Source organism: Pseudomonas sp. ADPe (genome assembly GCF_014843515.1).
Lineage (GTDB): Bacteria > Pseudomonadota > Gammaproteobacteria > Pseudomonadales > Pseudomonadaceae > Pseudomonas > Pseudomonas citronellolis.
Map to the genome: position 1 here is coordinate 813,605 of NZ_CP062122.1, position 26,620 is coordinate 840,224.

The window sequence follows — 26,620 nt, forward strand, 5'->3', positions numbered from 1 at the left end:
AAACGATGACCAGCATGTTCCGCCGCCGAGTGGAAATCGTCTCTACGCCACAGGATGCCATGCGAGAGATACGGGCTACTCTTGAGGACGATTTCCATCACTTCCGCGTCTGGCTACACCATAGTGACGGCATCGTACGGGAGATTGGCGGGGAGGCCTTGCGCTACCCCTACTCCGCCTGCCCACAAGCAACCGATCAGTTGGAGCAACTGATCGGCATGCCACTCAGCCATATCGCCCATACAGTGACCCGGCAGACCGATGCCCAGCATCAATGCACACACCTGCTAGACCTTGCCGGCCTGGCCATCGCCAATGCGGCCCGCGGAACGCTCCGCCGATGCTACGATGTCCAAGTACCGGACCGCGTCAACGAACGCACGACACCGGTACTGCTTCGTGATGGGAGGCTCCTGCTGAGCTGGGAGGTACGAGGCTCGATCATCGAAGGGCCAGCGCCCTACTGCGGGGTAAATCTGCGCGAAGGAATGGCTCGCTGGGCCCTTAGCCATCTTCCCGAAGAAGATGCGGAAGCTGCGCTATTGCTACGCAGGTGCACCCAGATTTCACTGGGCCGCCAGCATCCACTGGACTCCCAGGTCCATGCATCCAGCACCAGTCTCTGCTATAGCCAGCAACCGGCACGGGCTGCGCAAGCCCTACGGATCAAGGGTTCAACTTGGGATTTCAGCGACACGGCAGCACATCTATGCTCGGGCGACCAAGACTGGCTGGCCGGAGAATAACCAGCCAGCCACTGATGCCAACTCACCAGCCCCCTTCCCCTTAGGGGAAGGGGGTGAGCCAAACCGGATGAAACAAAACTCCGACACAACATGACGCTGGCTTCGGCAGATAACGTGCGCTCCGAAAACGTCAGCACGCCCACCAAGAGAGGGCCAACATGAAAAAAACCTGTACCGGTATAACTCGCCCCGGCACCGAGGCCCACAACGGAATTAGGCCTCCCTTCAAAGAAGGGAGCGCCATGGTAGGGTCGTCAGAGGAACACGGCGAGGTTCGGCGTGCCCAACACGGCCTGATCAAGAATGACCTCGCGGCACGCCAGCTTGAAGCCCTCATCAGTCAAACGCAACACATCCCGGCGCTCACCACTTATGATGTCGACATGGTGGTCCTTGAAGCGATTGCGGGTCAACAGCAAGTAACTGGTCACCACGAACTCGTTGGACTTTTCGGTCTCCTCGACGAAGACGTTGGTCACCAGGCGCCGGGTGCGCGAGGGCGGATCCTCCGCCCACGCGCTCTTGCCGGACAGCCGCAGAATTCGCCCCATGATCGAACGGTAGTCGTCATGGTAATGCTGCACGGTACGCACGATGGTGGTGGACAATTCCGACTGCAGGCGGGTGTGGCGAAGCGGTACGGTATAGACGAGGTCTGGAGCCAAGCGTGCACCCCATTCCTGCAGACGGATCTGATCCAACAGGGTCGCCTCCTCATAGAGGAAGGTCACCACCTGGTTGTAGATATCCGAACCTACCGGGACGCGCTTGATACCGACGGGCGACCCCGGCTGGATCTGATCGACGCCGCGCTCTTGTACTTGGGCCATGTGTAACTCCTGAAATGTGTGGTTTTGCCTGGAACGACGCGACGATCAGCTCTCCGCCGTCATCAGTTCATGCCAGTACAACCACCAATGCCACTGGGTGTCGTCCTTGGTGAAGCCCTCGTTGACGATGCCCGGCCCTGGCCAGCCCGCAGGCGCGCCGGTCTCATAGCAGGCTTGGTACTTGAGGGTCATCTGGCGGCCCATCGCCCCCTTGGCAGCCAGGGTCATGTGCGGCCAGGTATCGGAGTCATCCTGCTCGACCATCCCGGAGGTACCGAATAGCTGGATAGTCTGCCTGAGCATCTTCTCGCGCAGTTCTGCTGGTGCGTCCTTCTCGGCGAAGATCCAGTTGACGAACTCGAGCTTGTCGGGCCCCTGAGGCACGTATGCGTGCATGGTCATGGAGCCAACCACCGATCCATCCGGCTGCGGGATATAGACGAACCCGAACAGTATGTTCGGGAACATCCCACCAACCTGCGGTGGCATGCTAGTCAGTACCTCAAGCTGCTCCTCACTGAGATTGCGCGCCAACTGCTCAACCATTTCACGCGTCATCCCGGCCGGCGGCAAGGCGTTCAGCTTCTCCTGCACCGACAGTTCCGCAGGGTCGAGACCGGTAAGGCGTTTGATTTTGCGGGCTAGGTCAATGCAGCGAAGAGCATGGCCGTGCGGCGAACTGACCTCCACACCGATCATCTCCGGACTGAGGTCGGCGCCTTCACCTTCACCGTCGCCTTTCTTCGCATAGTTACCGACCTCGCCCAGCCAGCGGTGCAGTGTCAAGGTATGGAAGCCATCGGCGGCGGACTGCTCACCAGCAGTCTTCCAGTTGGCATTGACAATGAAACGCTGCGGCGGACCGAGCACTTCCATGCCCTTGTCAGAACGGCAGAACAGCATGTCATAGTACCACTTGGCATCGCCGAGGAACTCATCGAAGGAGGGACCATCGACGTTCCAGGTGGCGAAGATCAACCCGCCATAGAGCGTGACCCGAGCCTTCTTCAGGCCAAGCGCCTCCTTGGGTAACATCTTGCCATGCATACATTCGCGCTCCACCGGCGAGCCGATGAAGTCACCGTTGGGACGGAACGCCCAGCCGTGGTAGATGCACTTGTGGATTTGCGTATTGCCGCAGTCGGCGGTGCTGATGCGCATGCCGCGGTGGGGGCAGACGTTGAGGTTTACATAAACCTCGCCATCCTTTCCACGGGCGACGATCACTGAGTCGGAGCCCATGTCGCGCACAACGAAGTCGCCGGAGTTGGGAATCTCGGACTCATGGCCGAGGAACACCCAGATCTTGCCGAAGATCTTCTCCATCTCCAGCTCGTAGATCTCGCGGTCCGACAGCACGCGCATCTGTACTTCGCGGGTATCGGGGAAGATAAGGTCGGAAACCTTGGTTCCGTCGGACAATACAGGGCTTGTTCTTGTTAGCATGATTGCCTCCTGATCAGGGCACTACGGCGAATGAAAGCCTCGGCAGAATATAAGACACTTTTAACAAAAATGTACACATAAAGCGCAAAGCAACGCTCTGGGATATCACGTGCCAACAGAGCTGCGGCTTGAGACATATCAGCCCCCCCCTTGCTCCGCGCGCCCCACCCGGGTGCGCAGCACACCAATACCCTCCACCGCCAGTTCGACCAAATCGCCAGACTTCAGATAGCGCAACTGCTCCAGGCCACAGCCGTTGCCGACCGTGCCGGAGCCGAGGAACTCCCCGGGATAGAGCGTTTCCGAACGCGACACATGGGCGATGACGTCCTCGAAGGACCAGCGCATCTCACGAGTGTTGCCACGCCCCCACTCCTCGCCGTTCACCTTCGCGACCATCTCCAGATCGTAGGGGTCGCCCAACTCATCAGCCGTCACCAGGCATGGCCCCATGATGTTCGCCGTGTCGAAGTCCTTGCTCTTGGCAGGGCCGAGCATGCCGGGCATCTCCGCAGCCTGGGCGTCGCGGGCGCTCATGTCGTTGAAGATGGTGTAACCGACGATGTGCGAGCGGGCCGCATCGCGACTGATGTCCTTACCACGCTTGCCGATGTAGCAACCGAACTCCAGCTCGAAGTCCAGCGCCTTGCTGAAGCTCGGCCACTGGAATTCGTCGTCAATACCGATGACCGCGAAGCGGTTGCATTTGTAGTAGATGGGTTGGCGGTTGAAGGTTTCGATGACGCGCTCGTCGGCACGCGTATTCATCGCCTTGAGCGTAGCCTCCGGGTCTGGCGTTCGCAGTGCACGGGCCCGGCGTGCTGCGGCAAAGCTCTGCCGCAGGTGTAGCTCGAAACAGGAGCAATCGCGCATCTGCGGCGGTGGCTGAATCGGTGCGTGCAGCTTCACCGCCGCCCGGGCACGCACGGCTCTTGCAGGAACCTGCTCCACCATCGAACGGGCAAGAGCCAAGCCCTCCTCCCCGGCCTCGACCAGCGCCAGCACGCTGACCAACTCGGGACGCTCGCTTCCGTATCGGGCCTGGCAGGCGGCCTGTAGGTCCAGGACGATCTGGTCGTTCTCCAGCAAGGCCCCGGCACGCGCAAACCCGTTGCCGTCGGTAAAGGTTACCAATCTCATGACTTTTGTACTCCAGTCGAAGAGCAGCAGAAGGCCACGGGCGTCATACCCGACCAGCCACGGGCAGGCAGGCTCCCGTAATGGGTGTGGCATCGTCCGAGAGCAGGAATGCAATTACTCTGGCCAAAGCCTCCGGCGTTACCCAGCGACTGGCATCGGAGTCCGGCATGTCTGCGCGATTCGCTGGAGTGTCGATGATGCTTGGCAGTACCGCATTGACGGTGACCCCACGATCTTTGAGCTCTTCAGCCAGTGTTTCAGTGAGGCGTGCCACCCCGGATTTGGAGGCGGCATACGCGCCCATGCCCAGGCCCGCCTTCAGGGACGCCAGAGCGCCAATGTTCACGATGCGTCCGGACTCGGCAGCAAGCAAATAGGGCAGCGCAGCCTGGCTGCTCACCAGAGCCGTACGAAGGTTGATCTGATACAGGCGATCCCACGTATCCAGAGCGCCATCCTCGAAGGATTCCCAGGCGAACCCACCAGCGACGTTGATTAGGCCGTCGAGGTGTCCGAAGCGCTCCACCACCCGGGCCACGGCAAGCCGCGCCGACTCGGTAGAGGTCAGGTCGACGCCGCCCAAGGGCAGAACCCCAGAAACATCGCCCAGACTAGCTGGAATTTCGGCGCGATCGAGCAGAGCAACCTGCGCACCGCGCTCCAGCAGCAGGCGACCAACGGCCCCGCCGAGAGCACCGAACCCGCCGGTGACGATGATTGTCTTGTCTTGCAAAGGCCGGGACATGGCAAAAGGATCCTCTTGTTGTTAGATAGCGAGCTATGTGGTTAGCGTATAACCCGGCATAAATATATGACACTTCTAGAAAATATGTGCAATTATTAGAGCACATACATCCAAGCCAGTGCTCGCAGGTTCCGCGAATGACCAGAAAACTGCCCGCCCTCAACGCCGACAACCGCGCCTTCTGGCAGGGTGGCGAGCACGACCAGCTGTTGATCCACCATTGTCAGGGCTGCGCACACTATTTCCACCCGCCCGGGCCAATCTGCCCCCGCTGCGCGAGCCGGGAGGTCGCACCTCGCGCGGTGTCAGGAAGAGGCAAGGTGCTGAGCTACACCCTCAACTACCAGCCTTGGGTCGCCGACCTGGAAGTACCCTACGTCGTCGCCATTATCGAGCTGGTCGAGCAGCAGGGCCTGCGTTTCGTCAGCAATGTAATTGGGATGGACCCGCTCCAAGTGCGGATCGACATGCTGGTACGGGTCAGCTTCCTCCACATCGAGGATGTCTGGCTCCCTCTGTTTGAGAAGGATCAATGATGCCCCCTCATCGCTACGAAAAAGAGGTCGCCATCACCGGCATCGGCCAGTCCGAGGTGGCCCGGCCGTCTAGCAAGTCAGCTATGCACCTGACCCTCGATGCCTGCCTGGAAGCAATTGCCGATGCAGGCCTTGAGCGCCATGACATCGATGGCGTCGCCTGCTGGCCGGGCGACAACAACAATGGCGATCCCTTCTCGCCAGTCGGCCCCAGCGCCCTGAAAAGCGCCCTAGGGTTGAACGTCAACTGGTTTGGCGCCGGCTACGAGGGGCCTGGCCCTCTGGCCGGGGTGATCAACGGGGCAATGGCCATCGCCGCCGGTCTTTGCCGCCACGTCCTGGTATTCCGAACCATCACCGAGGCCACGGCGCGCCTGCACAACAGGCAGGCAGGAGCGCTGACCAACAAGACCCAAGGGCGCGATAGTAGCTACGCTTGGCAATGGCTGACGCCCTTCAATGTCATGTCCGGCATCAACCTGATGGCACTTTATGCGCAGCGCCATTTCCACGAATACGGCACCCGCCCCGAACAACTCGCGCAGATCGCATTGACCTGCCGACGCAATGCTGCACGTAATCCCAAGGCCATCTACCGCACGCCGATGACGATGGACGATTACCTGCACTCGCGGATGATTTCCACCCCCCTGCGCATGTACGACTGTGATGTGCACTGCGATGCATCCACCGCCATCGTCCTATCGCGCCGCGATGCTGCGCGGGACACGCGCAATGCTCCTATTCGTATAGAGGCCATCGGGGCCGCGCTGAACCAACCGTGGTCCTGGGATCAGATCTCGCTGACTGAGATGGCAGCCTTCGACGTTGCCCGGATGATGTGGGCGCGCACCGACTACACGCCAGCTGATGTCGGCTCGGCTCAACTCTACGACGGCTTTTCGATCCTCACCATGATCTGGCTGGAAGCCCTGGGTCTGTGCCCGGTGGGACAAAGCGGCGCCTTTGTTGAAGGCGGTGCGAGGATCGCCCTGGACGGCGGGCTGCCACTCAATACCAACGGTGGCCAACTGTCCGGTGGACGCACCCACGGCCTGGGCTATGTCCACGAAGCCTGTCTGCAGTTATGGGGACGCGCGGAAGGACGCCAGACTGCACCACATTCCCTCTCTGTGGTGGCCGCCGGCGGCGGCCCATTGGGCGGCAGCCTGCTGCTGGCCTGCGACTGACGCGGTCACCAGCCAAGAGATCAGAACAGAATACCCGCCAGTGAGGTACAGAACTCGATGAGCTCGGCGGCCAGTTCACCAACCCCCTCGTCGTCTCGCTGGCCGCGGAACATCACGGCGGAGACAGTGAAATCGATTGCGCCCTCAGGGGAATACACCGGCGCAGCGACCGCCTGGATGCCAACCGAGAAATACCCATCGTCCACCGCCCAACCCCGTTCCGCGGCTAGGTGAACTTCCTCGCGATAGGTCTCGATTGGCAAGTGGCGCGCCCAGCGTATCCGATGGTAGATATCCTCGAATGCCGGCGTGTCCAGGTCCAGCTGGGTCGAGAACAGCCGACCGCTGGCCCCCATCAGCATCGGAAAGCGCTGCCCCTCGGCCATGTCAATGCGCACATCGGCAGGACTGGCCGCCGAGCTAACGATGACGATGCGATCCTCCCCCATGCGCCGCCAAAGGGTGATAGTTACCTGCATGCGCGCGGCGAACTCCTGCAGCAGCGGCTTAACCAATTGCACACGCTGCCCTTGGGTAACCAGTTGCCCAACTAGGCGGGCCAATCCCAGGCCGGCCGAATAGCGCTTGGACATCGGGTTGAAATCGATCACATCCTCCATGGCCAAGGTACGCAGGATGTTGAAGCAGGTGCTGGGGTTGATCGACAGGCGCCGAGCGATGTCCACCGAACGCTCCGGCGCCCCGCTCTGGCTCAAATGACGGAGTATGCGAATCGCGTTGGCGACCGGTTTCACCGTGACGCTGGAGCCCTTGCGACTATTGCCAACCTCCGTGAGCTCTGGGCTTTCCATAGGCGTGCTCTCTATTATTTTCTATCGATCAATTCTATAACGAGAACACTATTGACTAGCAAATTTAATATAGAGATTTCTAGAAGCCCTCTACCGGTGCTTGATTGACATAGCGTCGGGTCGATCGGCCCTCGCGAAAAGGCGAAAGTGGTACTGCCTGCGCTTCGTCCCCCTGGGTCATGCGTCCGCACTGGCGCAGGTAATCCAGCCACGACTCGACGATGAAGCGCTCGACGTAGCGGTTGGACTCCTCCAGATCACGGTACAGGCACCAATTCCGCGCACCATTACGCCGTCGCGTCTGGCCGACGGCATAGACCACACGCAGAAACGCCTCACGCCCGGCAGCATCCACCCGGTAGCCGACTTCGATGCACACCGGCCCGTCGCCGTGGGCGACGCCCTCAGTGACCAGCATCGGCTTGTCCGTTTGCTGGGCATCGGCGAAGTCAGCTTCGCGGCCCATCTCGATCGCCCCACCACGAGTCAGGAACAAGCCCAGGAAGATGCTCGATGCCGATAGCAGCAGACTTTGCTGCAACCCCAGATATTGCGCGAGAGCCCCCCACAGGGCGCCACCAAGGGCCATTGAGCCCATCAGCACCAGGAGGTAAACCGAGGCGACACGGGCTCGCACCCAGTTCGCAGCATAAGTCTGTACCACGGTGGAAATGGTCGCGTTCACCGCCATCCAGCCCATGCCGGCCAGCAGGAGCGTGGCACAGATCACCACCTGGCTGCGCGACAGCGCCGCCGCCAGGGTCGCCACAGCAAAGGCGAGCGCCCCGGCGTCGATCAACCGCCGCAGGGCAAAACGGCGATAGATGCTGGTCAGGCCGAGCGCAGCGAGGACCGCCCCAGCCCCCATAAACGCCATCAGCAGCCCATAGCCACCGGCGTCCATGCGCAGCTCCTCCTTGGCTACCAGCGGCATCAGTGCCCATAACGCGCTGGCGCAACTGGTGAACACGAATACCCGCTTGAGCGCGCTAGACAGAACCGTCGAGTGGCGGATGTAGCGCAGGCCGCTGCGCATGCCGCCGACTAAGGTTTCAGGTGGCAAGCCGTCGGCATGGACGCGAGCCGGCAGACGGAAGATGAATACGAGCACTGCAGCCATGCATAGTGCGATGACCAGGAATACTGCGGCGCTGGTCCACCAGACGATCAGTGCGCCGGCCAGAGCCGGCCCCAGGGCCCGAGTGGCATTAACGGAAATACCATTGAGAGAGACCGCCGCCGGCACCTGCTCACGTGGAATGACTCCGACCACCGTCACCATCCAGGCCGCCATACCCAAGGCGCTACCGACCCCCAGCAGGAACGTGAACAGCAGCAGCGACCAGGCCTCCAGCAGTTCCCCCCAATCCAGCAGGCAGAGCGCTGCGGCCGCCACCAAGATGACCGCCTGGGTGAGAAGCAACAAACGGCGTGGATCCATGCGGTCAGCGAGCACCCCGCCCGGCAAAGCGAACAGGAAGACAGGCAGGGTAATGGCCGTCTGTACCAGGGAAACCATCAGGGGTGATGCTGATAGCTGGGTCATGATCCAGGCTGCCCCCACGGTCTGCATCCAGATCGCCAGGTTGACGACCGCACAGGCCAGCCAAAGGCCGACGAACAGGCCATGACGCAACGGCGCCCAAAACGAGGAGTGTTCCGCCACTGCCAAAGCAGAGTTGGCCTGCCTGTCCATACTCATTCGCCGTCAGGCCTGCCCAGCCGCCCGGCACTTCGCGCAGCAGACAGTATACGCCGGGGACCAACACGGTTGCGCAGCTCGCCGATCCCGTCGATGCGCGCCTCGACCAAATCACCCGGCGCAAGGAAGCGACCATCCTCCATGCCCACACCGTGAGTCGAGCCGGTGAACACCAGGTCGCCCGGCCGCAAGCTAATACGCGCATCAAGATAATCGAGCAATTCGTCCACCGGGAAGATCATCTGCCGAGTATTGTCCCGCTGACGCGGTTCACCGTTGACCTCTAGGCCCATCTCCAACTCAGGCTGTCCGGTGCCGCCCAATTCGTCGAGAGTGACGATCCAGGGACCGATCGGTGTAGTGCGATCCATGGCTTTCTGAGTTAGCAGGTCGAGGCGACCGATACGCCTCCCCGCGTCCCGCGCACTGACGTCATTGCCGACCGTGTAGCCGAGTAGACAAGCACTGGCCAGCGCTTCCTCGCCTAGCGGCCGGGCAACCACAGCGACCAACTCGACCTCATAGTCGAGCTGTCCGGTCAGGGCCGGATAGGCTATTTCGTCGTACGCGCCAACCAGCGCGGAATCCGGCTTCAAGTAGGCCAGCGGATGAGCCGGAGGCGAACTGCCAAGACGCTCAAGATGGCTGCGATAGTTCAAGCCCACGCCAAAAACACGCGCCCCCGGCTCCAAGGGCGGCAGCAAGCGGCACGCCGACAGCGCAAGGCAGTCATCATCGAGTCCCAGGTTGATCATCCCCCCCTGCCCGATCACCTGCGCCCAGGCAGCGAATGGCTCGCGAATGCGGCGAAGGCGCTGCAGATCCGAATCGAGCAATGCCCAGAATACCTCACCGGCTACCTCAACCCTCGCCAGGCGCATGCTCAGCGCTTCTTGCCGGCTAGGTACTCGGCGTCCAGCACTTCCTCGGGGGTACGCACGCTCGGTCCAAGGATCGGACCAACCATCTCATGGCCCCATAAACTCAGGGTCTCGGGGTTGAGCTCATAGGGATCGCCCTGCCACGGCTCAATCTCAGCTATGGTCTCGAAGGCAAAGCCGGACGGTGTGAAGTGGTAGAAGGACAGATGCGGATCCTGGCTGTGCTGGCCAAGGGTCATCATCATCGGCAGTTCGCGCTTGCGCACGATATCGTAGGTTTCACCCACATCACGCACATTGCGCACGAACAGGCCGACATGCTGCACCCCCATGCGCCCTGGACCGTGGCCGTAGGCGATGTCGTGGCTGGTATGGTTGTTCAGCTTGGCGCGGAAGAAGCCGGTTCGGCCCTTGCCGGCGCCGGCTCCGTACCAGTGGAAACCCATCACATCGAGCAGGAAATGCTCCAACTCCGGAGTGTATTCCGGAGTGATCACCACTACGTGCCCAGCACCACGTTCATCGGCCAGGAAGCCGGTATGCGGACGACCGGGAATGAAAGAGCGTGGCGTCCACTTCTGTCCGTAGAACAGTTCGTACTGGTAGCCCACCGGGTCGCGGAAACGTACTACTTCACGCACCCCACGTAGCTCGCAGAACGCCGTATCGCCTCTCACGAACTCCACTCCCGCAGCCTCGAGCTTCCTCAGACCAGCCTCGAAAGCCATACGTCCGACCGCCTCCCAACCGATATAGGCAAGGCGATCCACCTTGCCAGGGTGAAAGGCAAAGCGGTGCCGCCGGTCGTCGATCCTGAAATACAACGACGCCAGATCGCTGTCCGGCGACTTGCCAATGCCGAAACCCATGACCTGCGGGCCATATTCGCGCCAGGCGTCAAGGCTCGCGGTCTCGAACCCCATGTAGCCGATGCCGATGATATCCATGCCTTCACCTTCTTGTTCGAATGTCTTGGGAGGAACGGCTATGCCTAGCTAGATAGCCAGCAGACCGCCATCGATGACGAAATCAGATCCGGTCACGAAGGAGGCCTCGCCGGATGCCAGGAATAGGGCCAGGGCGACCACTTCCTCGGGTTCGCCAGGGCGGTCCATCAGGACACCATCGAGAAGCGCCGCTCGCGCCACCGGATTTTCCAGAAACTCCAAGGTCCCTGGGGTAGCGACGAAGCCAGGGCTGAGACTAACGGCGCGAATCCCCAGGGGAGCCCCTTCGACAGCCAGTTGCCGAGTAAAGGACACAACCGCCCCCTTCGCTGCGGCATGTGCGGAAATTCCCGCGACCTTGGAGCCACCCCAGGCTGCCGTGGAAGAAACATTGATAATGACTCCACGCCGCGCAGCCAGATGGCCCCAGGCGTACTTAGTGGTATAAAACAGCAGGTCGATCTCGTTGCGAATGGTGTAATGCCAATCCTCGACAGACAGTTCATTGACCTTGCCGAAGCGTGCCGCCGATGCGTTGTTGTACAGGATATCAATGCCACCATGCTCAACCACAGCCGCCTCGACCCAGGCCCTGGCCTGCTCATAGTCACCGAGGTCGACGGGCGCTCGACCATGCAGACGAAGTCCCTGGGCGCTCAGCAGAGCGGCGGTTTCCTCGTGTGCTGCACCATTGAGGTCGCAGCCCACGACGATAGCGCCCTCACGGGCGAAGCGCAGCGCCGCCGCCCTACCCTGGCCACCGCCAGTTCCGGTGATCAGCGCGACCTTACCTTCAAGACGCCCAGTCATTGCATTCTCCATTTCTTGTTCTGATTTTCTCAGATCGGATACCGCTATTGCCCCTCAGGCTTGATCTCTTCGAGCCAGATGGCTTCGGCCGGGCAAGCTTCGGCGCCCTCTCGTGCCTCGTCTTCCAGTTCGACGGGAACAGCCTTGTTATCGACGTAAACCAAACCATCGGCATCCAGCTTGTAGATGCTGGGACAGATCGCAGCACAAAGACCGTAGCCACAGCAGCGGCTGCGCTCGACCACAACCTCGAATCGGGCCTTGTCGGAACTCATCTTATTCTCCTTATCCAAGCAGGCGCAAAAATAATGAACACTTTTCTTAAATTTGTAAACAAAAGCCCAGTACGCTTCCAAAAACCAAAGTCATCTCGCCTCGAATAGCTGCGACCTATCCCCCCAGACCGCTCAAAACCGGCTAACTACCGCCGATCCGCCGGTAACAGAAAGGCAAACGCAATCGATGCTCCCGCACAGGATCAGACCAAGGTGCAGTCGGCCGCCTCCGACTCTCCCTGAAAGCGGAAGCGACCTACCGCCAGGGTCAACTCCTCGGAGAGCCCTCGCAACGAAATAACGGCACTGGAGACACTATGAGCAATCGCATCCCCCTCTCCAGCCATGCGCGCAATGCGCTCGACATTCAGAGCCACGTCCCGTCCACCGACATTCTGCACGCGGACCGCATCGGCAATCTGTTCCACGCCACGAGTGGAATCCCCCACCAATTCCGCCGCCTGCTGTAACGTGGACTCCAGGTCAGCCAGCAGCCTGCTGCTGTCCTCCAGCGCCACAGTGCCAGCACGCAAGGCTTCGTCCACCACCTCAGACTGCCCTTCCAACTTCGAGGTCAGCTCGTTGATCGAGTTGGCCGCTAGGGCGGAACGCTGCGCCAGACTGCGCACCTCGTCCGCCACCACGCTGAATCCACGCCCACTTTCGCCGGCGCGCGCGGCTTCGATAGCCGCATTGAGGGCCAGCAGGTTTGTTTGGGCCGACAGGTCCTTGACCTGAGTAATGCTCGCAGTGATGGCCGTGGTGCTTTCCACGAAGTCGCTTACCGATCCCCGTATTTCTGAGAACGCGTGACGCACGCTGTCGATATTCTCGAGCAAGCGTGACAGCGCCAGATGACCATTCTCCGCCCCGTGCAGGCTCGCCTCCGCCGAACTGCGCAAGCTTTCCGCATGACTGGAAATAGTCGCTATACCGTCGCTCATCTGCCCGATAATGAGCGATACCGAGGCCACAGCATCGACCTGCGCAGTGGAGCTCTCAGCCACCTGTGCGGAGGCCTCCACCAACTGTTCCGCTGAAGTGCCAACCGAAATTGCCACATTGGTGACCTGCCACATTGCCTGCTGGAAACTGTCAATCAGCTCGTTGAAAGCCTGCGCAGTATGGGCTATCTCGTCACGCCCCATTACCCGCACACGGAGGGTCAGGTCGCCATCGCGCAACCTAACGGAAGCTTGCTCAATTTCCCGAATGGCTCGAACAATCTGTCGACGCAGCAGCAGACTGACAAACAGAGCTAGAGCGCTAGCCGCAACGAGGACAACAATCAGCATCCTGGACAACTGCCGCTGCAGATCGCCAGCCTCGATGAAGGCATTGGAGGTCAACTCCGCCTGCAACCCCAGCAACCGGTTGAACTGCCCCTGCAAACCGTTGTATTCGGCACGCATTCGCCCCAGCAACGCCGCCGCCTGCAACTGATCGTCAACGGCCGTGCGTTTGAAGTCAGACAAGCCTTCACCGACCACCCCAGCCTGCTCTTCCACGGCTCGATAGAGGGTTTTCTCCTCGCCGCCCAGGCGGGTCTCCTGAGCCAGCTTGCCCATCCCTGTATGCATGTCATCGATACTGTCCTGCATATCCTCGAGATAGGACTCGAGCTCCTCCCTGGAGGCCGAGCCATTCGACTCGAGGATTCGCACTACCACAGCATAGGCGCCCACCATCGCCGCTTGCGAAGCCGAGGAGGTTTCGAGCACCTGGCGATACTGATGGAAACGCAGGTGGTCGATTTCCTCAATCACTGCCTGCTGCTTGAGCAGCCCCCTATAGGCCATCCCCGACACGATCAGTAGTGACAGCACGAACAACCCTGGCAGCACGAGAAGCTTGGCGCCGATCGAAAGCCCTCTCAGAAACATCATGGCACTCACCGTTCTTGTTGTTATGGAAGATAGCTGGACAGGCACGCTGCCCCGCCATACTATTTGCACAGTATTCACGTTTATGTACATAACATCAAATAAGACGCCTTGCCTGCTCGAGACCCCGGCCCTACAAAACCAATAAAGGACGCCAAACCATGCCTACCGCCCGAAACGAAGCGGCTATTGACTTCACCGAGTTCAAACGGGGATGGCGCATCCTGCTACTGTCCGTGGTTGGGGTTGCTGTCAGCATCAATGCTGCCCTGCTCTACGGGTTCGGTACCCTGGTAGTGCCGCTGGAAGCGGCATTCGGGTGGAACAAGAGCGAACTTCAGGCGGCGATCACTTTCCTCTTCGGTGGCGCAGTAATCTCGCTGCAGCTGGTTGGCTGGTTCAACTTGCGCTACGGCATGAAGCAGGTGACAGTCATCTCGCTGATCCTGCTGTCTCTGGGCTACCTAGGCACCACTCAGCTGAACGGGTCGATCTGGTCGCTATACCTAGCTTTCGCTGTCCTGCCTTTGATCGGCATGGGAGCGCTGGCGGTAACCTGGACCCAGTTACTCAGCCTCTGGTACGACCGCAATCGCGGGCTGGCCCTGGCTATCGGCCTGTCCGGTACCGGCTTGACCGCGGCGGTCGTCCCGCGCCTGATGTCCTGGAGCATCGAGCAATGGGACTGGCGCGCAGCCTTCGTTCTTCTCGCCCTGCTCAACTTGCTGCTGCTATTACCGCTGACCCTGCTTTGGTTCAAGCTTTCCGACAGAGCCGGCCAACGCGCGCAGGGCGACACCAGTACCCTGCTAGAACTGCCCGGCCTGAGCTTCCGTGAAGGCATGTACTCGACCAAGTTCTGGACCTGCAACCTGGCCCTGGCGCTTGTGATTTCCTCTATCGTCGGCATGGTCACCAGCACCGTCCCCATGTTGCAGACCAAAGGCCTGCCAGCCGCAGAGGCAAACCTGATCTTCAGTGGCTTCGGCATTGCCCTGATCTTTGGCCGCATGCTCATCGGCTACCTGCTCGACCGCCTCTGGCCACCAATGGTGGCCGCCATCAGCCTGGCGTTGCCGGCCATCGGCTGCCTGGTCTACCTCGGCGGCACCACAGAGTTCGCTCCGCTACTGCTGGCCGCCGTGCTGGTGGGTTTCGGCGCCGGTGCCGAGTTCGACATCGCCGCCTTCCTGGTCGCACGCTACTTCGGCCTGCGCGAGTACGGCCGCCTGTTCGGTGTACACCAGGGTCTGAATACCGTGGCATCAGCCCTCGCGCCACTGTTGTTCGCCTTCCTTCTCAGCCGCACCGGAGGCTATTCGGCAATGCTGGTCTATTCCCTTGCCTGCAGCTTGATCGGCCCCCTGTTGCTACTGACTCTGGGCAGCGCTCCCCGCTTCGTCTCGACGCCGATCGCGTCCCACCCCTGACCCGACACCCAAGGAGAAGACCATGCCCACACTGACCTTCATTGAGCACAACGGCACCGAGCACAAGGTGATCGGGGATATCGGCCAATCGGTAATGCAGGCCGCCACCTTCGCTTCGATACCCGGCATCCCGGCAGATTGCGGTGGTGCCTGTGCCTGCGCCACCTGCCATGCCTATGTCGACGAAGCCTGGCTGGCACGTTTGCCTGCGCCGGAGAGCACCGAAAACGACATGCTCGACTGCGCCTTCGAGCGCCGCGACAACAGCCGCCTGACCTGCCAGGTATTCATCAGCGAAGAACTCGACGGCCTAGTGCTGCACCTGCCTGCATCGCAATTCTGAAGAAGAGGTCCTTATGTCACTTGCCTCAGTAGTCATCGTCGGCGCCGGACAGGCCGGTTTTCAGATCGCGGCCTCGCTGCGCCAAGAAGGATATGACGGCACTATCACTCTGATCGGTGACGAGCCGGGCCTCCCGTACCAGCGGCCACCGCTGTCTAAGGCCTACCTGCTTGGCAAGATCAACGAGAACGCTCTTCTATTCCGTCCAGCCGAGTTTTTCACCACCCAGCGCATCGACCTTCGCCACGACCAAGCTACCGCCATCGACAGGCAGAACCGTCGGGTTCTGCTAGCCTCCGGCGAGGCGGTCTCCTACGATCATCTGGTCCTCGCCACCGGAGCCCATAACCGCCCACTGCCGGTCCCCGGTGCCGAACTGCAGGGCGTATTCGGCGTCAAGACCAAACAGGATGCCGACGCCCTAGCCCCGCTGGTGAAGGAAATCCGCAACGTTGTGGTAGTCGGTGCCGGCTTCATCGGCCTGGAGTTCGCCGCAGTGGCCGCCGAACAGGGTGCCAGCGTGCACGTCTTGGAGCTCGGCGACCGCCCGATGGCACGCGCCGTCTCAGCGGAGATGTCCCAGTTGTTCCGCCAAGCACATGAGGCCTGGGGGGTAAAGTTCGATTTCCGCCAGGGCCTGACCCGGATCGAAGGCAATGCCGGCCGAGTCAGTGGTGTGCAGACTTCGGATGGACGCCTGCTGCCGGCCGACCTGGTGGTCTTCGGTATTGGCGTGATCCCCAACACCCAACTGGCCAGCGAGGCTGGCCTAACCATCGAAAACGGCATCCGCGTTGACGCCAACCTGCTGACCTCCGATCCGCACATCTCCGCCATCGGTGACGTCGCCTGCTTCCCTTGCCTGCAGAACGGCGAACAACCGACCCGCCTGGAATCCGTACAGAACGCCGTCGACCAGGCGCGCAACGTGGCAACGCGACTGCTTGGCAAATCGGCACCCTACGCCGCACTGCCCTGGTTCTGGACCGATCAGGGCAACCTCAAGCTGCAGATCGCCGGGCTTTCCACCGGCTACGACAGCACAGTGACCCTCGGCTCGACGGAAACCCAGCAGCTCTCTGTGCTGTGTTTCCGCGACGACCAATTGATCGCGGTGGAATCCTGCAACCGACCGGGCGACCACATGGCCGCGCGCAAGATTCTCTCCCGCCCGCCGCAGCTGAGCGCCGCCGAGGCCGCCGCCGAAGGCTTCGAGCTCAAGGCCTGGGAAGCCGCCAACCGCGACTGAACGACCGCCGCCGCGCCCACCGCAGGGCGCGGCTTCGGCCAGCGCCACGGCCAATCCCGCTCCCTGCCGAACGAGCCTGCACCGACTGCCGTCCGCTCAAGGCGACACCTGATGAACGCCCGTAGCCAATCGCTTTCCACCGGCCTGTCGATCGTCTCGATCGTCTGCTTCAACTTCGCCTCCTACATCGCCAACGGACTCCCCCTTGCCGTGTTGCCCGGCCATGTCCTGAATACCCTCGGATTCAGCAGCGCCATGGTTGGCCTGGTGATCGGCATGCAGTACCTGACGACCCTGCTGTCGCGCCCACTGGCCGGCCTGCTTGCCGACACCCATGGCGCCAAACGCACGGTGATGACCGGACTAGCCGTGCTGACCGGCAGCGGCCTGCTGACGGCTCTGGCGATCATCCTGCCGCTGCCCCCGGGGGCCGGCCTGGCGCTGCTGCTCACCGGGCGCATCCTCCAGGGCATCTCTTCGGCTCTGATCTCGACACCCTGCTGCACCTGGGCCATTGGCCTGCATGGCACGACACGTACCGCACAGGTGATGTCCTGGAATGGCATCGCCGCCTATGGCGGAACCGCCCTCGGCGCGCCGCTCGGCGTTCTAGTACGGGACCAGCTGGGGCTTGCCGGCATCGGTATCGGCATCACCCTGCTCGGCTTGCTGCCCCTGCTGTTCGCCCGGAGCCGACCGCCGGCCCCGTTGCTGCCGGGCATACGCCTGCCATTCCACTGCGTGTTCCTCGCCGTGCTGCCCAACGGCCTGGCCATCGCCTGCAGCTCGGTGGGCTTCGGCAGCCTGACCGCCTTCGTCGCCCTGTACTTCGACAGCCGGGGCTGGAACAACGCGGCCTATTGCCTGAGCGCCTTCGGCATCGCCTTCATCTGCGCCCGGCTGGCATCGCCCAACGCGCTGCCACGCTTCGGCGGCTACCGGGTGGTCGCGCTCTGCCTGACGGTACAAACCCTTGGGCTGCTGCTCGTTTGGCTGGCACCTACGCCCCTGGTGGCGATCCTCGGCTCGGCGCTGACCGGCCTGGGGGTGTCCTGGGTCTATCCGGGGCTGGGGGTGGAAACCCTGGCGCGCACGCCGGAGAGCAACCGTAATTCGGCCCTGAGCACACTGTCGCTGTTCTTCGACCTGGCCGTAGGGCTGGCCGGCCCACTGATGGGCCTGGTGGCCGCGCATTTCGGTCTGCCATGGATTTTCTTCTGCTCAGCCCTGCTCTCGACCCTCGGCCTTACCCTGGTGCTGTACCTGCGCCAGCGCCCCGGCCAGTGAAGAGTGGGGCGCTGGCGGTCGAAGCATAACTGAACAATTTCAATAATATTGCCCATACAAATCGATACCTGCATTCTGCAACCAGCGCCCCGGCCGCCGGCAAACCCGCCACACCCTACTCCACAAGCCCCATTCCATAGATCTGAAAGGCTGCCCAACGGGAGCAGCAACGTGCCTGACCGGTGGTTTCCGGCCCTGAGCAGCCGTTGACTCAGATCAATTAAAAAGCCCTCCACGGGGCAGATAATCGGCTCGCAAATGAACAAAAAACTATTTTTTGTTCATATTAAACAACAAGAGCGAAGACCGACTATGACCAGCACTACCAACCCGGCGCTGAGCGACGGCACGAGGATTTCGGACCTGATCGACCTGGAAAAACATGAAGTGAAGATGCGGACGCTGTCCGACCCCGAGCTTTATACCCTTGAAATGAAGAAAATCTTCGCCAGGACCTGGGTCTTCCTTGGCCACGAAACCGAGATTCCGAACAAGGGCGACTTCGTCGTCCGCGACATGGGCTCTGACTCGGTGATCGTCGCCCGCTCCAGCGACGAGCAGATCCATGTCTCGCTGAACGTCTGCCCGCACCGAGGCATGAAGATCTCCACCGTCGATGGCGGCAACGCCGCCGCCCATGTGTGCATCTACCATGGCTGGACCTTCCGCCCCAACGGCGACTTCATCGCCGCGCCGGTGGAAAAGGAGTGCATGCACGGCAAGATGCGCACGAAGGCCGAACTCGGCCTGCACAAGGCCCGCGTGTCCGTCTATGGCGGCCTAATCTTCGCCACCTGGAACATCGACGGCCAGTCCTTCGAGGACTTCCTCGGCGATGCCAAATGGTATTTCGACACGCTCTGGTGCCGCACCACCGCCGGCATGGAAGTGCTCGGCCCACCACAGCGCTTCATCATCCGCGCCAACTGGAAGACCGCCTGCGAGCAATCCGCCTCGGACGGTTTCCACACCCTGACCCTGCACCGCTGGCTGGGCGAGGTCGGCCCCTATGCGAAGAAGCCGGATGCCGAAGGCAAGGGCGGCGACCTCAGCCCGGAAATGTACGGCGTCGAAGTCTGGACCGAACACGGCCATACCATGCGCTGCATCGAACTGGACCGCAAGATCCAGCGCCTCACCGGACGCGACCCGTCCACCATGAGCGCCGAGGAAAAACTCACCCTACTGCCACCACCGGGCATCACCCGGGAAATGGTCCCGGAGCTGCTCAAGCGCTTCAGCCCCGAGCAGTTGCACGTCATGAGCTGGCGCCCGCCGCAGGTGGGCAACTTCTTCCCCAATGGCCTGTTCGAGTTCATCTACCTGCCTCAGCCGGACGGCACCGTGCTCGGCGCCATGGCCCTGCACGCCTATATCCCCAAGGGGCCGGACAAGCTGGAATTCGTCAACTGGATCCTCGCCGAGAAGGACACCCCGCCGGAAATCAAGGCGCGCATGCTGCGCCAGTCGATCCAACTGCTCGGCACCTCCGGCATGGTCGAACAGGACGACTCCGACACCTGGCCACACATGACCCTGGCGGCCAAGGGAGCGATGAGCGAGGACATCACCCTCAAGTATCAGGCCTTGTACGAAGACGACACCAAGCCTGCCGACTGGCCCGGCCCCGGTTATGTCGGCGAGGGCTTCACCAAGGACGATACCCAGTGGCAGTGGTGGAAATACTGGCACGCGCTGATGACGGCCTGACCCCCAATCCTCGTACACCCTGCCCGGCTGCGCAGCGCAGCCGATGGCACGCACAGCCTCACGGAGATCGCCATGAACGACCTACAGACCCTGCTCGCCCCCACGCCCCTGCCGCCGACCGATCGCAGCAAGCGCATCTCCAGCGGCAGCCCGCTGCATAGCGAAATCGTCGACTTCCTCTACGACGAAGCGGAGTTGCTGGACACCCTGCAACTCAAACAGTGGAGCGAAACCCTGACCCTGGATATCGAGTACAACGCCCCGGCGCGCCTCACCCGTCCCAACCGCCAGCAACAGCAGACCGTGGTGCGCAACGTCCAGCACCTGCATGAGAGCCATGGCTCGCTGATGGTGCGCATCATGCGCATCACCGACACCCGCAGCGCCTGGGGCGAGGACCCGCCCTCGCGCACCCGGCGCCTGGTCAGCAACGTCCGCGTGTTCGGCACCGACAAGGCCGACGAATACAAGGTACTGAGCTACCTGCTGGTGACCCGCAGCCGCTTCGACTTCGACGACTTCGACCTGATCCCCTGCGAACGCCACGACATCCTGCGCCGCGAGAACGGCCAACTGAAACTGGCGCGGCGCGAAATCCTGCTGGACCAGGCGGTGATCGGCACCCCGAACCTCGGCATTTTCCTTTGATCGACCCGACAGAAGTATAGGCCGCAGCCGCTGCGGCCAACCACGGAGAACGACAATGCAACTCGAAGACATGATCCTCGTCAGCGTGGACGACCACGCCATCGAACCGGCCGGCGCCTTCGACCGCCACATGCCGGCACGCTTCAAGGGCCGCCAGCCGCGCGTCGAGCAGCACGGCGGCCGTGATGTCTGGGTATTCGAAGGCCAGGCCACGGGCTACATGGGCCTCAACTCGGTGGTCGGCCGGCCCAAGGAGGAATACGGTATGGAGCCGCTGGGCTACGAGCACATGCGCCGCGGCACCTGGGACATCAAGGCCCGCGTCGATGACATGAGCGCCAACGGCATCCTCGGCTCGATCTGCTTCCCCACCTTCCCCGGCTTCGCCGGCCAGCGCTTCCAGAACCACCCGGACCGCGCCGTGTCCCTGGCGGCCATCCAGGCCTACAACGACTGGCACCTGCACGACTGGTGCAACGTCGCGCCGGGACGTTTCATCCCGCTGATGCTGGTGCCCTGGTGGGACATGCAGGCCGCCGCCGCCGAAGTCGAGCGTCTGGCCAAACTCGGCGTGCATGCCCTGTCGCTGTCCGACAACCCAGCGCTGCACGGCTTCCCGTCGATCCACAGCGACTACTGGGACCCACTGTGGAAAGCCTGCTCCGACAACAACGTGGTGATCTGCTGCCACATCGGCACCGGCATCAAGGCCGAGCACGCATCCGAGCTGTCGCCGATCGATGCCTGGATCACCTCCATGCCGATCTCCATCGCCAACTCGGCCGCCGACTGGATCTGGGCGCCGATGTGGAAGAAGTTCCCCAACCTGCGCATGGCCCTGTCCGAAGGCGGCATCGGCTGGATCCCCTACCTGCTGGAACGCGCCGACTTCACCCATCGCCACCACCACGCCTGGACCAACGCCGACTTCGGCGGCAAGAAGCCCAGCGACATCTTCCGCAAGCACATAATCACCTGCTTCATCGAGGACGATTTCGGCCTGCGCAACCTGCCGGACGTGGGTGAGAACATGGTCACCTGGGAATGCGACTACCCGCACTCCGACTGCACCTGGCCGAATTCGCCGGAAGTGGCCTGGGAAAGCCTGCGCAAGCTGCCCGAGGCGACCATCCACAAGGTCACCCACCTCAACGCCATGCGTGAGTTCTCCTACGACCCGTTCCCCCTGCTCGGTCGGGAGAATTGCACCGTCGGCGCGCTGCGCGCCCAGGCCACGCACGTCAATATCGAGCCGGCACTGGGCATGGGCGGAGCCGCGCCCAAGCGCGAGAAAGGCCAGCCGGTGACCTCCGGCGACATCAACGCGATGTTCGCCCAGGCGGACGCCCAGACCGCGTTGTAGGAAAGGCCATGGCGCCCCTCCCGGGCAAAGGCCGGGAGGGGACGGTTCAAGACCACGACACGAGGCCAGCATGGACATCATCGGCATTGGCTACCTGGGCTTCGAAAGCCCGAACCTGGACGCCTGGCGCGAGTACGCACCGCAGGTGCTCGGCCTGGGGCTGGGCAACGCCCCGGCGGGCGACCCCGACTCACTGTACCTGCGCAGCGACGACCGCCGTCACCGCATCGCCTTTCACCCCGGCCCCATCGACCACATCGCCTATATCGGCTGGGAAGCCCGCGGACGGCAGGCCTTCGACGCCGCAGTGGCGCGCTTTCGCGCAACCGGGGTGGCCCTGGAAATCGGCGATGACGCCTTGCGCGAGATACGCGGAGTGCGCGAACTGGTGCGCTTCCGCTGCCCGGCGGGCTACCAGCACGAACTCTTCTACGGACAGAAGTGGACGCCGCGCTCGTTCGTTCCCGGTCGCCCCCACGGCGGTTTCGTCGCCGACGAGCGCGGCGTCGGCCATATCGTCCTGATGACGCCGGACTACGGTCCCGAACTGGAAGCCTTCTTCATCGAGCTGATGGGCTTCCACTGGTACGGCGCGGGCGCCGGCAAGGGCCGTACCGGCTTCTTCCGGGCCAAGCTGAACGACAAGACCAGCCACGACATCGCCTTCGGCCATGCCCCCGGCATGAAGGGGGTGCAGCACATCGGCCTGTTCGTCAAGAGCCTGAGCGATCTCGGCAAGACCTACGACATCGTGCGCCAGCGCGAGCTGCCGATGCAGATGACCCTCGGCCAGCACTGTCAGGACCCGCACGTTTCCTTCTACCACTTCAGCCCGTCCGGGTTCGCGGTTGAGTGCATCCATGAATTGGAGCCCTGGCACCACGACGGCTTCGAGCTGAACCCCGAGCATCTGAGCGTTTGGGGCCATGAGCGGGCCGGACCGATCCTTGGCCCCAGCGTCATGCCCGTGGAGCGCTACCCCGACGACTGAGCGCGTGAATCCAACACCAACATCGACAGAAAAAGGACAAGAAGATGAGCAAGACCTACGACATCGTCATCGCCGGCGGCGGCCACAACGGTCTGGTCGCCGCCTGCTACCTGGCCAAGGCCGGGCGCAGCGTGTGCGTGGTGGAGAAGAACGACAAGGTCGGCGGCGGGGTCATGACCCGCGAGCTGACCATTCCCGGCTTCAAGCACGACGTCTGCTCGGTGGCGCACACCCTGCTGCAGGCCAACCCGCTGCTACGCAACGACGAGCTGGAGCTGAAAGCGAAGTTCGGCCTGAAATACATCAACCCCGACAAGATGACCGCGATCTTCTACGACGACGGCAGCACCCTGGAGTTCTACACCGACCTAGAGCGCACCTGCCAGGCCATCGCCAAGTTTTCCGAGCGTGACGCCGACGCCTACCGCCGCTTCAACTACCAGGTGTTCCAGAACCTCGACATGCTGGTCATGGGCATGTTCAACACGCCGCCTAGCGCTTCGCACCAAGCGCTGATGATGGAACAGAGCCAGGTCGGCCAGGAACTGATGCGCACCCAGGCGATGAGCGCCTGGGACTACATCAGCGAATGGTTCGAGAACGACAAGGTCAAGATCGCCCTGGCCCGCTACGCTTCCGAGGCGATGATGAACCCGTTCGACAACGGCACCGGCTTCGGCTTCTACATCATCCTGCCGCTGATGCACCGCTACGGCGTGGGCATCCCGGTCGGCGGTTCCGGAGCCTTCGCCGACGCCCTGCGCGCCTGCCTGGAACACCATGGCGGCGAGGTGCGCACTGAGGCGCCGATCAAACAGTTCAAGATTGACGGCGGCAAGACGACCGGCGTGATCCTCGACAGCGGCGAGGAAATCCTCGCTCGCCAGGGCGTGATCTCCACCCTGCATGCCAAGCAGGTATTCCCCGCCATGGTCCCCGGCTGCGAGTTGCCCGAAGGCTTCGAGCAGCGCATCCGCACCCTCAAGCACAGCAGCTTCCAGCCGTTCAACATGCACGTCGCCCTGCGCGAGGCACCGCGCTATAAGGTCGGCCCGGCGGTGGACGACTTCTTCTGGGTGGAACGCTCGCATTCCGACCCCGAGGAATTCGCCCGCGCCTTCCGCGACCTGGAGTACGGCATCCCGCGCCGCGACTTCATCGCCTACGTGACCCAGGACACCTACGATAAGACCCGCGCCCCTGAAGGCAGTCGCGTGCTCAACATGTACGCCTTCTGCCCCTACCACCTCAAGGGCGGCGCCCAGCGCTGGGACGAGATCGGCAAAGAGGTGGCCCACGCTTTTCTCGATGATCTGCGCAAGCTCACCACCAACATGGACGACGACAACATCCTCGGCTTCTCGTGGATGACCCCGCTGGACATCGAACGCCACAACAACGCCATGATCGGCGCCGACATCCTGCATTTCGGCTCCTACTCCTGGCAGATCGCCGGCAACCGCCCTGCTCCCGGCTACGCCCAGTACAAGTCGCCGGTGGCGGGCCTGTACCTGGCCGGCGCCAGCACCCACCCCGGCGGCGGTGTCACCGCCGCCTCCGGGCGCAACGTGGCGCGGGTGCTGCTGGAGGAATCCGGCCTGGACTTCGACGAACTGGTCGGGGCCTGAGCCCCAGGCAGGAGCAAGCGCAGCATGAAGATGTTCAGCAAGGAAGGCGTGGAGATGGTGGACGTCAAATCCATCACTCGCGAGGGTCAACGACTGGTGATCAAGGGCAAGGTCATGGGTGCCATGAGCACCACCATCCTGGTCCACCCGCAAGACTGCTGGCAGGCCGCCCAGCTGCTCGGCATCGGCGTGATCCTACGCCTGCCGCTGCTCCTGTTCCAGGGCTGGCGGGCAGCGCGCAGGCAGGAGCGGGCCGCTCGCGGCTGAGCGTCAGGGGCGCGCGCCTGCGTGCCCCGTGGCTTCCTTCACGCCTTGATGAAATATCGCACCCACAACCTGCCGTCCTGGAAACGGTACAGCTCGATGGTCTCGATACCGCCATTGCCGTCACGCAACGCATTGCGATGATGGCAGGCGGCTTCCTCGCCGTTGATGATGGTTTCCTTGACCTCCACGCGAAAACGCGGCTGCTGGTTTTCCCACATGCCTTCGAGGATCTGCCATGGGTCGGTCGGCAGAGCACGGCCAACGTACTCGATGTTCAGGCCAGCGGGCGACATCCGCCGGTAATGCTCGAAGAACCCCTCCTTGTCGCCGTTGTTCCAGCAATCGATCTGGCCATGCAGGAAATGCTCGATGGTTTCTTGCGCACTCATTGCTTACTCCTAGTATCCGCAGACGGGCAGGCCCGCCGGACGTTCGCACACCGCTTCAGGCATGCCGTTGCTTGGACCGCGACCACCGCTGCCGGCCGCAGCCAGAGCAGGATCGACGGCCCGATGAGGGAACAGGCCAGGCAGCACAGCAGCACCGCCGAATAGCCCTGGTACGCCTCGTAGAGATAACCGAAGAACACCGGCATCAAGCCGGACATGACTGTGACCAAGGCCAGGTGCAGGCCGAAGATACGCGCGTAGTCGCGCAGCCCGAAATAACGCGCTATGAGGAATGCCGCCAGGTCGAATTCAGCACCGGCGCTGACACCGACGCACAGGGTGGCGAACACCAGCAGCGCGGTACTCTGCACACCAGCGAACAGAAAGACCGCGCAACCGATGGCCGGTAGCGCCAGGCTCGTCACTGCGACCAGGACCGGAGGGTAGCGGTCCAGCAGATAGCCTACCAATAGACGCCCGGCGATGATGGAAATGCCGAAGCTGCTGAAGATCTGGCTCGCTACTTGGGCGGAAAGCCCCTTGCTCTGCAACATGGGCACTATATTGGTGACCATACCGACGGTAAGGCACACCGATAGGATCAGCGCGACATTGAAACTCCAATATACCGGCGAGCGCAGTGCCTGGCGGAAGCTGAAACCGTTCAGTTGTGTAGCCAACGCACGCTCCGTCGAGGACATGGACTCGACCTCCGTTGGCAAACGCATCCATGCCAAGGCCATAGGCAAGGTAAACAGCAAGGGCAGCGCCGCTAGGGCGAAAAAGCCAGCCTGCCAGCCGAACCGGGCGATCAGGCCGGCCAGTAATGGCGGCAGCAGCAGCGCCATCATCCCAGTGCCGCAGAGGATAGCCGCCAAGGCCAAACCACGGTTGCGCTCGAACCACAGGTTGACCAGTTGCGTCCAGGTAATGGCAATAGTGCCTGCACAGACCAACGGCATGGAGAAGAACGCCAGGTACAGCCAACCGATGGAATGCTCGATCCGCGTGATTGCCACATAGCCGACCACCTGCAGCAGGATCGATACGATCGCCACCCGCCGCAGGCCGAAACGGTGATACAGCGGGCCGACCAGTTGGGTGGAAACGGCCACACCGGCAAACAGGAAGGTGATAGACGCTTGTAGCTCGCCCCGGCTCCAACCAAAGGCCTGCTCAAGGGGAATGACCAGGGTGCCGAAGCCATAAAGCAAACCGGCGCTGATACTGGTGCAGATCCCCACGAGACCGAGTAGCAGGATGCGCCAGCCACGCCTGAACTCAGCAATGTCGAAAGCTGAGCGCCAGTATGAATTGGAGGTATCGGACATACAGGGACTCCTGACGCAATCGCCCGTTGGCAGCCTGCGCA

25 protein-coding genes and 2 pseudogenes are annotated in these 26,620 nt (G+C 62.2%); 13 read left to right on the forward strand and 14 right to left on the reverse strand.

From position 1 onward, the window contains the following. The first annotated feature begins 5 nt into the window (after positions 1–5). Positions 6–746 carry a DUF2889 domain-containing protein gene (locus IG194_RS03735; RefSeq protein ID WP_058490395.1) on the forward strand — a complete coding sequence of 247 codons (741 nt, stop codon included), beginning with the start codon at positions 6–8 and terminating at the stop codon, positions 744–746. A 254-nt stretch (positions 747–1,000) separates the two neighbouring features. On the opposite strand, the gene IG194_RS03740 is transcribed toward IG194_RS03735, so the two are convergent. From IG194_RS03740 to IG194_RS03755, 4 genes are all read right to left on the reverse strand, one after another. Further along, a complete protein-coding gene (locus IG194_RS03740) occupies positions 1,001–1,576 on the reverse strand; it encodes an aromatic-ring-hydroxylating dioxygenase subunit beta (protein WP_058490396.1) in 576 nt (191 codons plus the stop codon). 45 nt (positions 1,577–1,621) lie between these two features. Beyond that, positions 1,622–3,022, reverse strand: a complete 1,401-nt coding sequence (locus IG194_RS03745; protein WP_058490397.1) for an aromatic ring-hydroxylating dioxygenase subunit alpha — start codon at positions 3,020–3,022, stop codon at positions 1,622–1,624. A gap of 138 nt (positions 3,023–3,160) precedes the next feature. Beyond that, positions 3,161–4,162 carry a fumarylacetoacetate hydrolase family protein gene (locus IG194_RS03750; RefSeq protein ID WP_058490401.1) on the reverse strand — a complete coding sequence of 334 codons (1,002 nt, stop codon included), beginning with the start codon at positions 4,160–4,162 and terminating at the stop codon, positions 3,161–3,163. Between the two features lie 43 nt (positions 4,163–4,205). Further along, the gene (locus IG194_RS03755) at positions 4,206–4,907 is read right to left on the reverse strand and encodes an SDR family NAD(P)-dependent oxidoreductase (protein ID WP_058490403.1); all 702 of its coding nucleotides are present in this window, start codon (positions 4,905–4,907) and stop codon (positions 4,206–4,208) included. 137 nt (positions 4,908–5,044) lie between these two features. Here IG194_RS03755 and IG194_RS03760 point away from each other — a divergent pair, with 137 nt between their 5' ends. Then, positions 5,045–5,443 (forward strand): Zn-ribbon domain-containing OB-fold protein, encoded by a 399-nt coding sequence (locus IG194_RS03760; protein WP_058490405.1) that lies wholly within the window; start codon positions 5,045–5,047, stop codon positions 5,441–5,443. Continuing rightward, positions 5,440–6,633, forward strand: coding sequence for a thiolase family protein (locus IG194_RS03765; RefSeq protein ID WP_370686639.1), 1,194 nt, complete (start codon positions 5,440–5,442; stop codon positions 6,631–6,633). Before IG194_RS03760 ends, IG194_RS03765 begins: the two co-directional genes overlap by 4 nt. A 20-nt stretch (positions 6,634–6,653) precedes the next feature. On the opposite strand, the gene IG194_RS03770 is transcribed toward IG194_RS03765, so the two are convergent. The 8 genes and pseudogenes from IG194_RS03770 to IG194_RS33265 form a co-directional block, all read right to left on the reverse strand. Then, the gene (locus IG194_RS03770; protein ID WP_058490410.1) at positions 6,654–7,445 is read right to left on the reverse strand and encodes an IclR family transcriptional regulator; all 792 of its coding nucleotides are present in this window, start codon (positions 7,443–7,445) and stop codon (positions 6,654–6,656) included. A 79-nt stretch (positions 7,446–7,524) separates the two neighbouring features. Further along, positions 7,525–9,147: an MFS transporter gene (locus IG194_RS03775; RefSeq protein ID WP_058490412.1), complete on the reverse strand. Its 1,623-nt coding sequence runs from the start codon at positions 9,145–9,147 to the stop codon at positions 7,525–7,527. Further along, entirely contained in the window at positions 9,144–10,028 is an 885-nt protein-coding gene (locus IG194_RS03780) for a fumarylacetoacetate hydrolase family protein (protein ID WP_058490414.1), read from the reverse strand. Before IG194_RS03780 ends, IG194_RS03775 begins: the two co-directional genes overlap by 4 nt. A gap of 2 nt (positions 10,029–10,030) precedes the next feature. Continuing rightward, complete coding sequence (locus IG194_RS03785; RefSeq protein ID WP_058490415.1) at positions 10,031–10,975, reverse strand: VOC family protein; 945 nt, start codon at positions 10,973–10,975, stop codon at positions 10,031–10,033. Between the two features lie 48 nt (positions 10,976–11,023). Continuing rightward, positions 11,024–11,785 carry an SDR family NAD(P)-dependent oxidoreductase gene (locus IG194_RS03790; RefSeq protein WP_058490417.1) on the reverse strand — a complete coding sequence of 254 codons (762 nt, stop codon included), beginning with the start codon at positions 11,783–11,785 and terminating at the stop codon, positions 11,024–11,026. Between the two features lie 44 nt (positions 11,786–11,829). Next, complete coding sequence (locus IG194_RS03795) at positions 11,830–12,060, reverse strand: ferredoxin (protein WP_058490419.1); 231 nt, start codon at positions 12,058–12,060, stop codon at positions 11,830–11,832. A 203-nt stretch (positions 12,061–12,263) separates the two neighbouring features. Then, positions 12,264–12,779: pseudogene (locus IG194_RS33260) on the reverse strand (methyl-accepting chemotaxis protein); the annotation flags it as partial. A gap of 426 nt (positions 12,780–13,205) precedes the next feature. Continuing rightward, positions 13,206–14,036, reverse strand: a pseudogene (locus IG194_RS33265) (hypothetical protein); the annotation flags it as partial. Positions 14,037–14,104: 68 nt separating this feature from the next. Between IG194_RS33265 and IG194_RS03805 the strand changes: the two are divergent. From IG194_RS03805 to IG194_RS03850, 10 genes are all read left to right on the forward strand, one after another. After that, positions 14,105–15,373: an MFS transporter gene (locus IG194_RS03805; RefSeq protein WP_058490422.1), complete on the forward strand. Its 1,269-nt coding sequence runs from the start codon at positions 14,105–14,107 to the stop codon at positions 15,371–15,373. 22 nt (positions 15,374–15,395) lie between these two features. Beyond that, the gene (locus IG194_RS03810) at positions 15,396–15,716 is read left to right on the forward strand and encodes a 2Fe-2S iron-sulfur cluster-binding protein (RefSeq protein WP_058490423.1); all 321 of its coding nucleotides are present in this window, start codon (positions 15,396–15,398) and stop codon (positions 15,714–15,716) included. Positions 15,717–15,729: 13 nt separating this feature from the next. Further along, positions 15,730–16,965: an NAD(P)/FAD-dependent oxidoreductase gene (locus IG194_RS03815; RefSeq protein WP_058490424.1), complete on the forward strand. Its 1,236-nt coding sequence runs from the start codon at positions 15,730–15,732 to the stop codon at positions 16,963–16,965. Positions 16,966–17,076: 111 nt separating this feature from the next. Next, positions 17,077–18,252, forward strand: a complete 1,176-nt coding sequence (locus tag IG194_RS03820; protein WP_058490425.1) for an MFS transporter — start codon at positions 17,077–17,079, stop codon at positions 18,250–18,252. 312 nt (positions 18,253–18,564) lie between these two features. After that, positions 18,565–19,962, forward strand: a complete 1,398-nt coding sequence (locus IG194_RS03825; protein ID WP_058490427.1) for an aromatic ring-hydroxylating dioxygenase subunit alpha — start codon at positions 18,565–18,567, stop codon at positions 19,960–19,962. 72 nt (positions 19,963–20,034) lie between these two features. Further along, positions 20,035–20,610, forward strand: coding sequence for an aromatic-ring-hydroxylating dioxygenase subunit beta (locus IG194_RS03830; protein WP_058490429.1), 576 nt, complete (start codon positions 20,035–20,037; stop codon positions 20,608–20,610). 55 nt (positions 20,611–20,665) lie between these two features. Beyond that, on the forward strand, positions 20,666–21,973 hold the full coding sequence (locus IG194_RS03835) for an amidohydrolase family protein (protein WP_058490431.1): 1,308 nt from the start codon (positions 20,666–20,668) through the stop codon (positions 21,971–21,973). A 70-nt stretch (positions 21,974–22,043) separates the two neighbouring features. After that, the gene (locus IG194_RS03840) at positions 22,044–22,964 is read left to right on the forward strand and encodes a VOC family protein (protein WP_058490433.1); all 921 of its coding nucleotides are present in this window, start codon (positions 22,044–22,046) and stop codon (positions 22,962–22,964) included. Between the two features lie 44 nt (positions 22,965–23,008). Next, on the forward strand, positions 23,009–24,592 hold the full coding sequence (locus tag IG194_RS03845) for a phytoene desaturase family protein (protein WP_058490435.1): 1,584 nt from the start codon (positions 23,009–23,011) through the stop codon (positions 24,590–24,592). 24 nt (positions 24,593–24,616) lie between these two features. After that, a complete protein-coding gene (locus IG194_RS03850; RefSeq protein WP_058490436.1) occupies positions 24,617–24,859 on the forward strand; it encodes a hypothetical protein in 243 nt (80 codons plus the stop codon). 38 nt (positions 24,860–24,897) lie between these two features. Here IG194_RS03850 and IG194_RS03855 read toward each other — a convergent pair whose 3' ends face one another. Both IG194_RS03855 and IG194_RS03860 read right to left on the reverse strand, forming a co-directional pair. After that, positions 24,898–25,248 carry a nuclear transport factor 2 family protein gene (locus tag IG194_RS03855; RefSeq protein WP_058490438.1) on the reverse strand — a complete coding sequence of 117 codons (351 nt, stop codon included), beginning with the start codon at positions 25,246–25,248 and terminating at the stop codon, positions 24,898–24,900. Continuing rightward, complete coding sequence (locus tag IG194_RS03860) at positions 25,245–26,579, reverse strand: MFS transporter (RefSeq protein ID WP_058490441.1); 1,335 nt, start codon at positions 26,577–26,579, stop codon at positions 25,245–25,247. Before IG194_RS03860 ends, IG194_RS03855 begins: the two co-directional genes overlap by 4 nt. Positions 26,580–26,620: the final 41 nt, after the last annotated feature.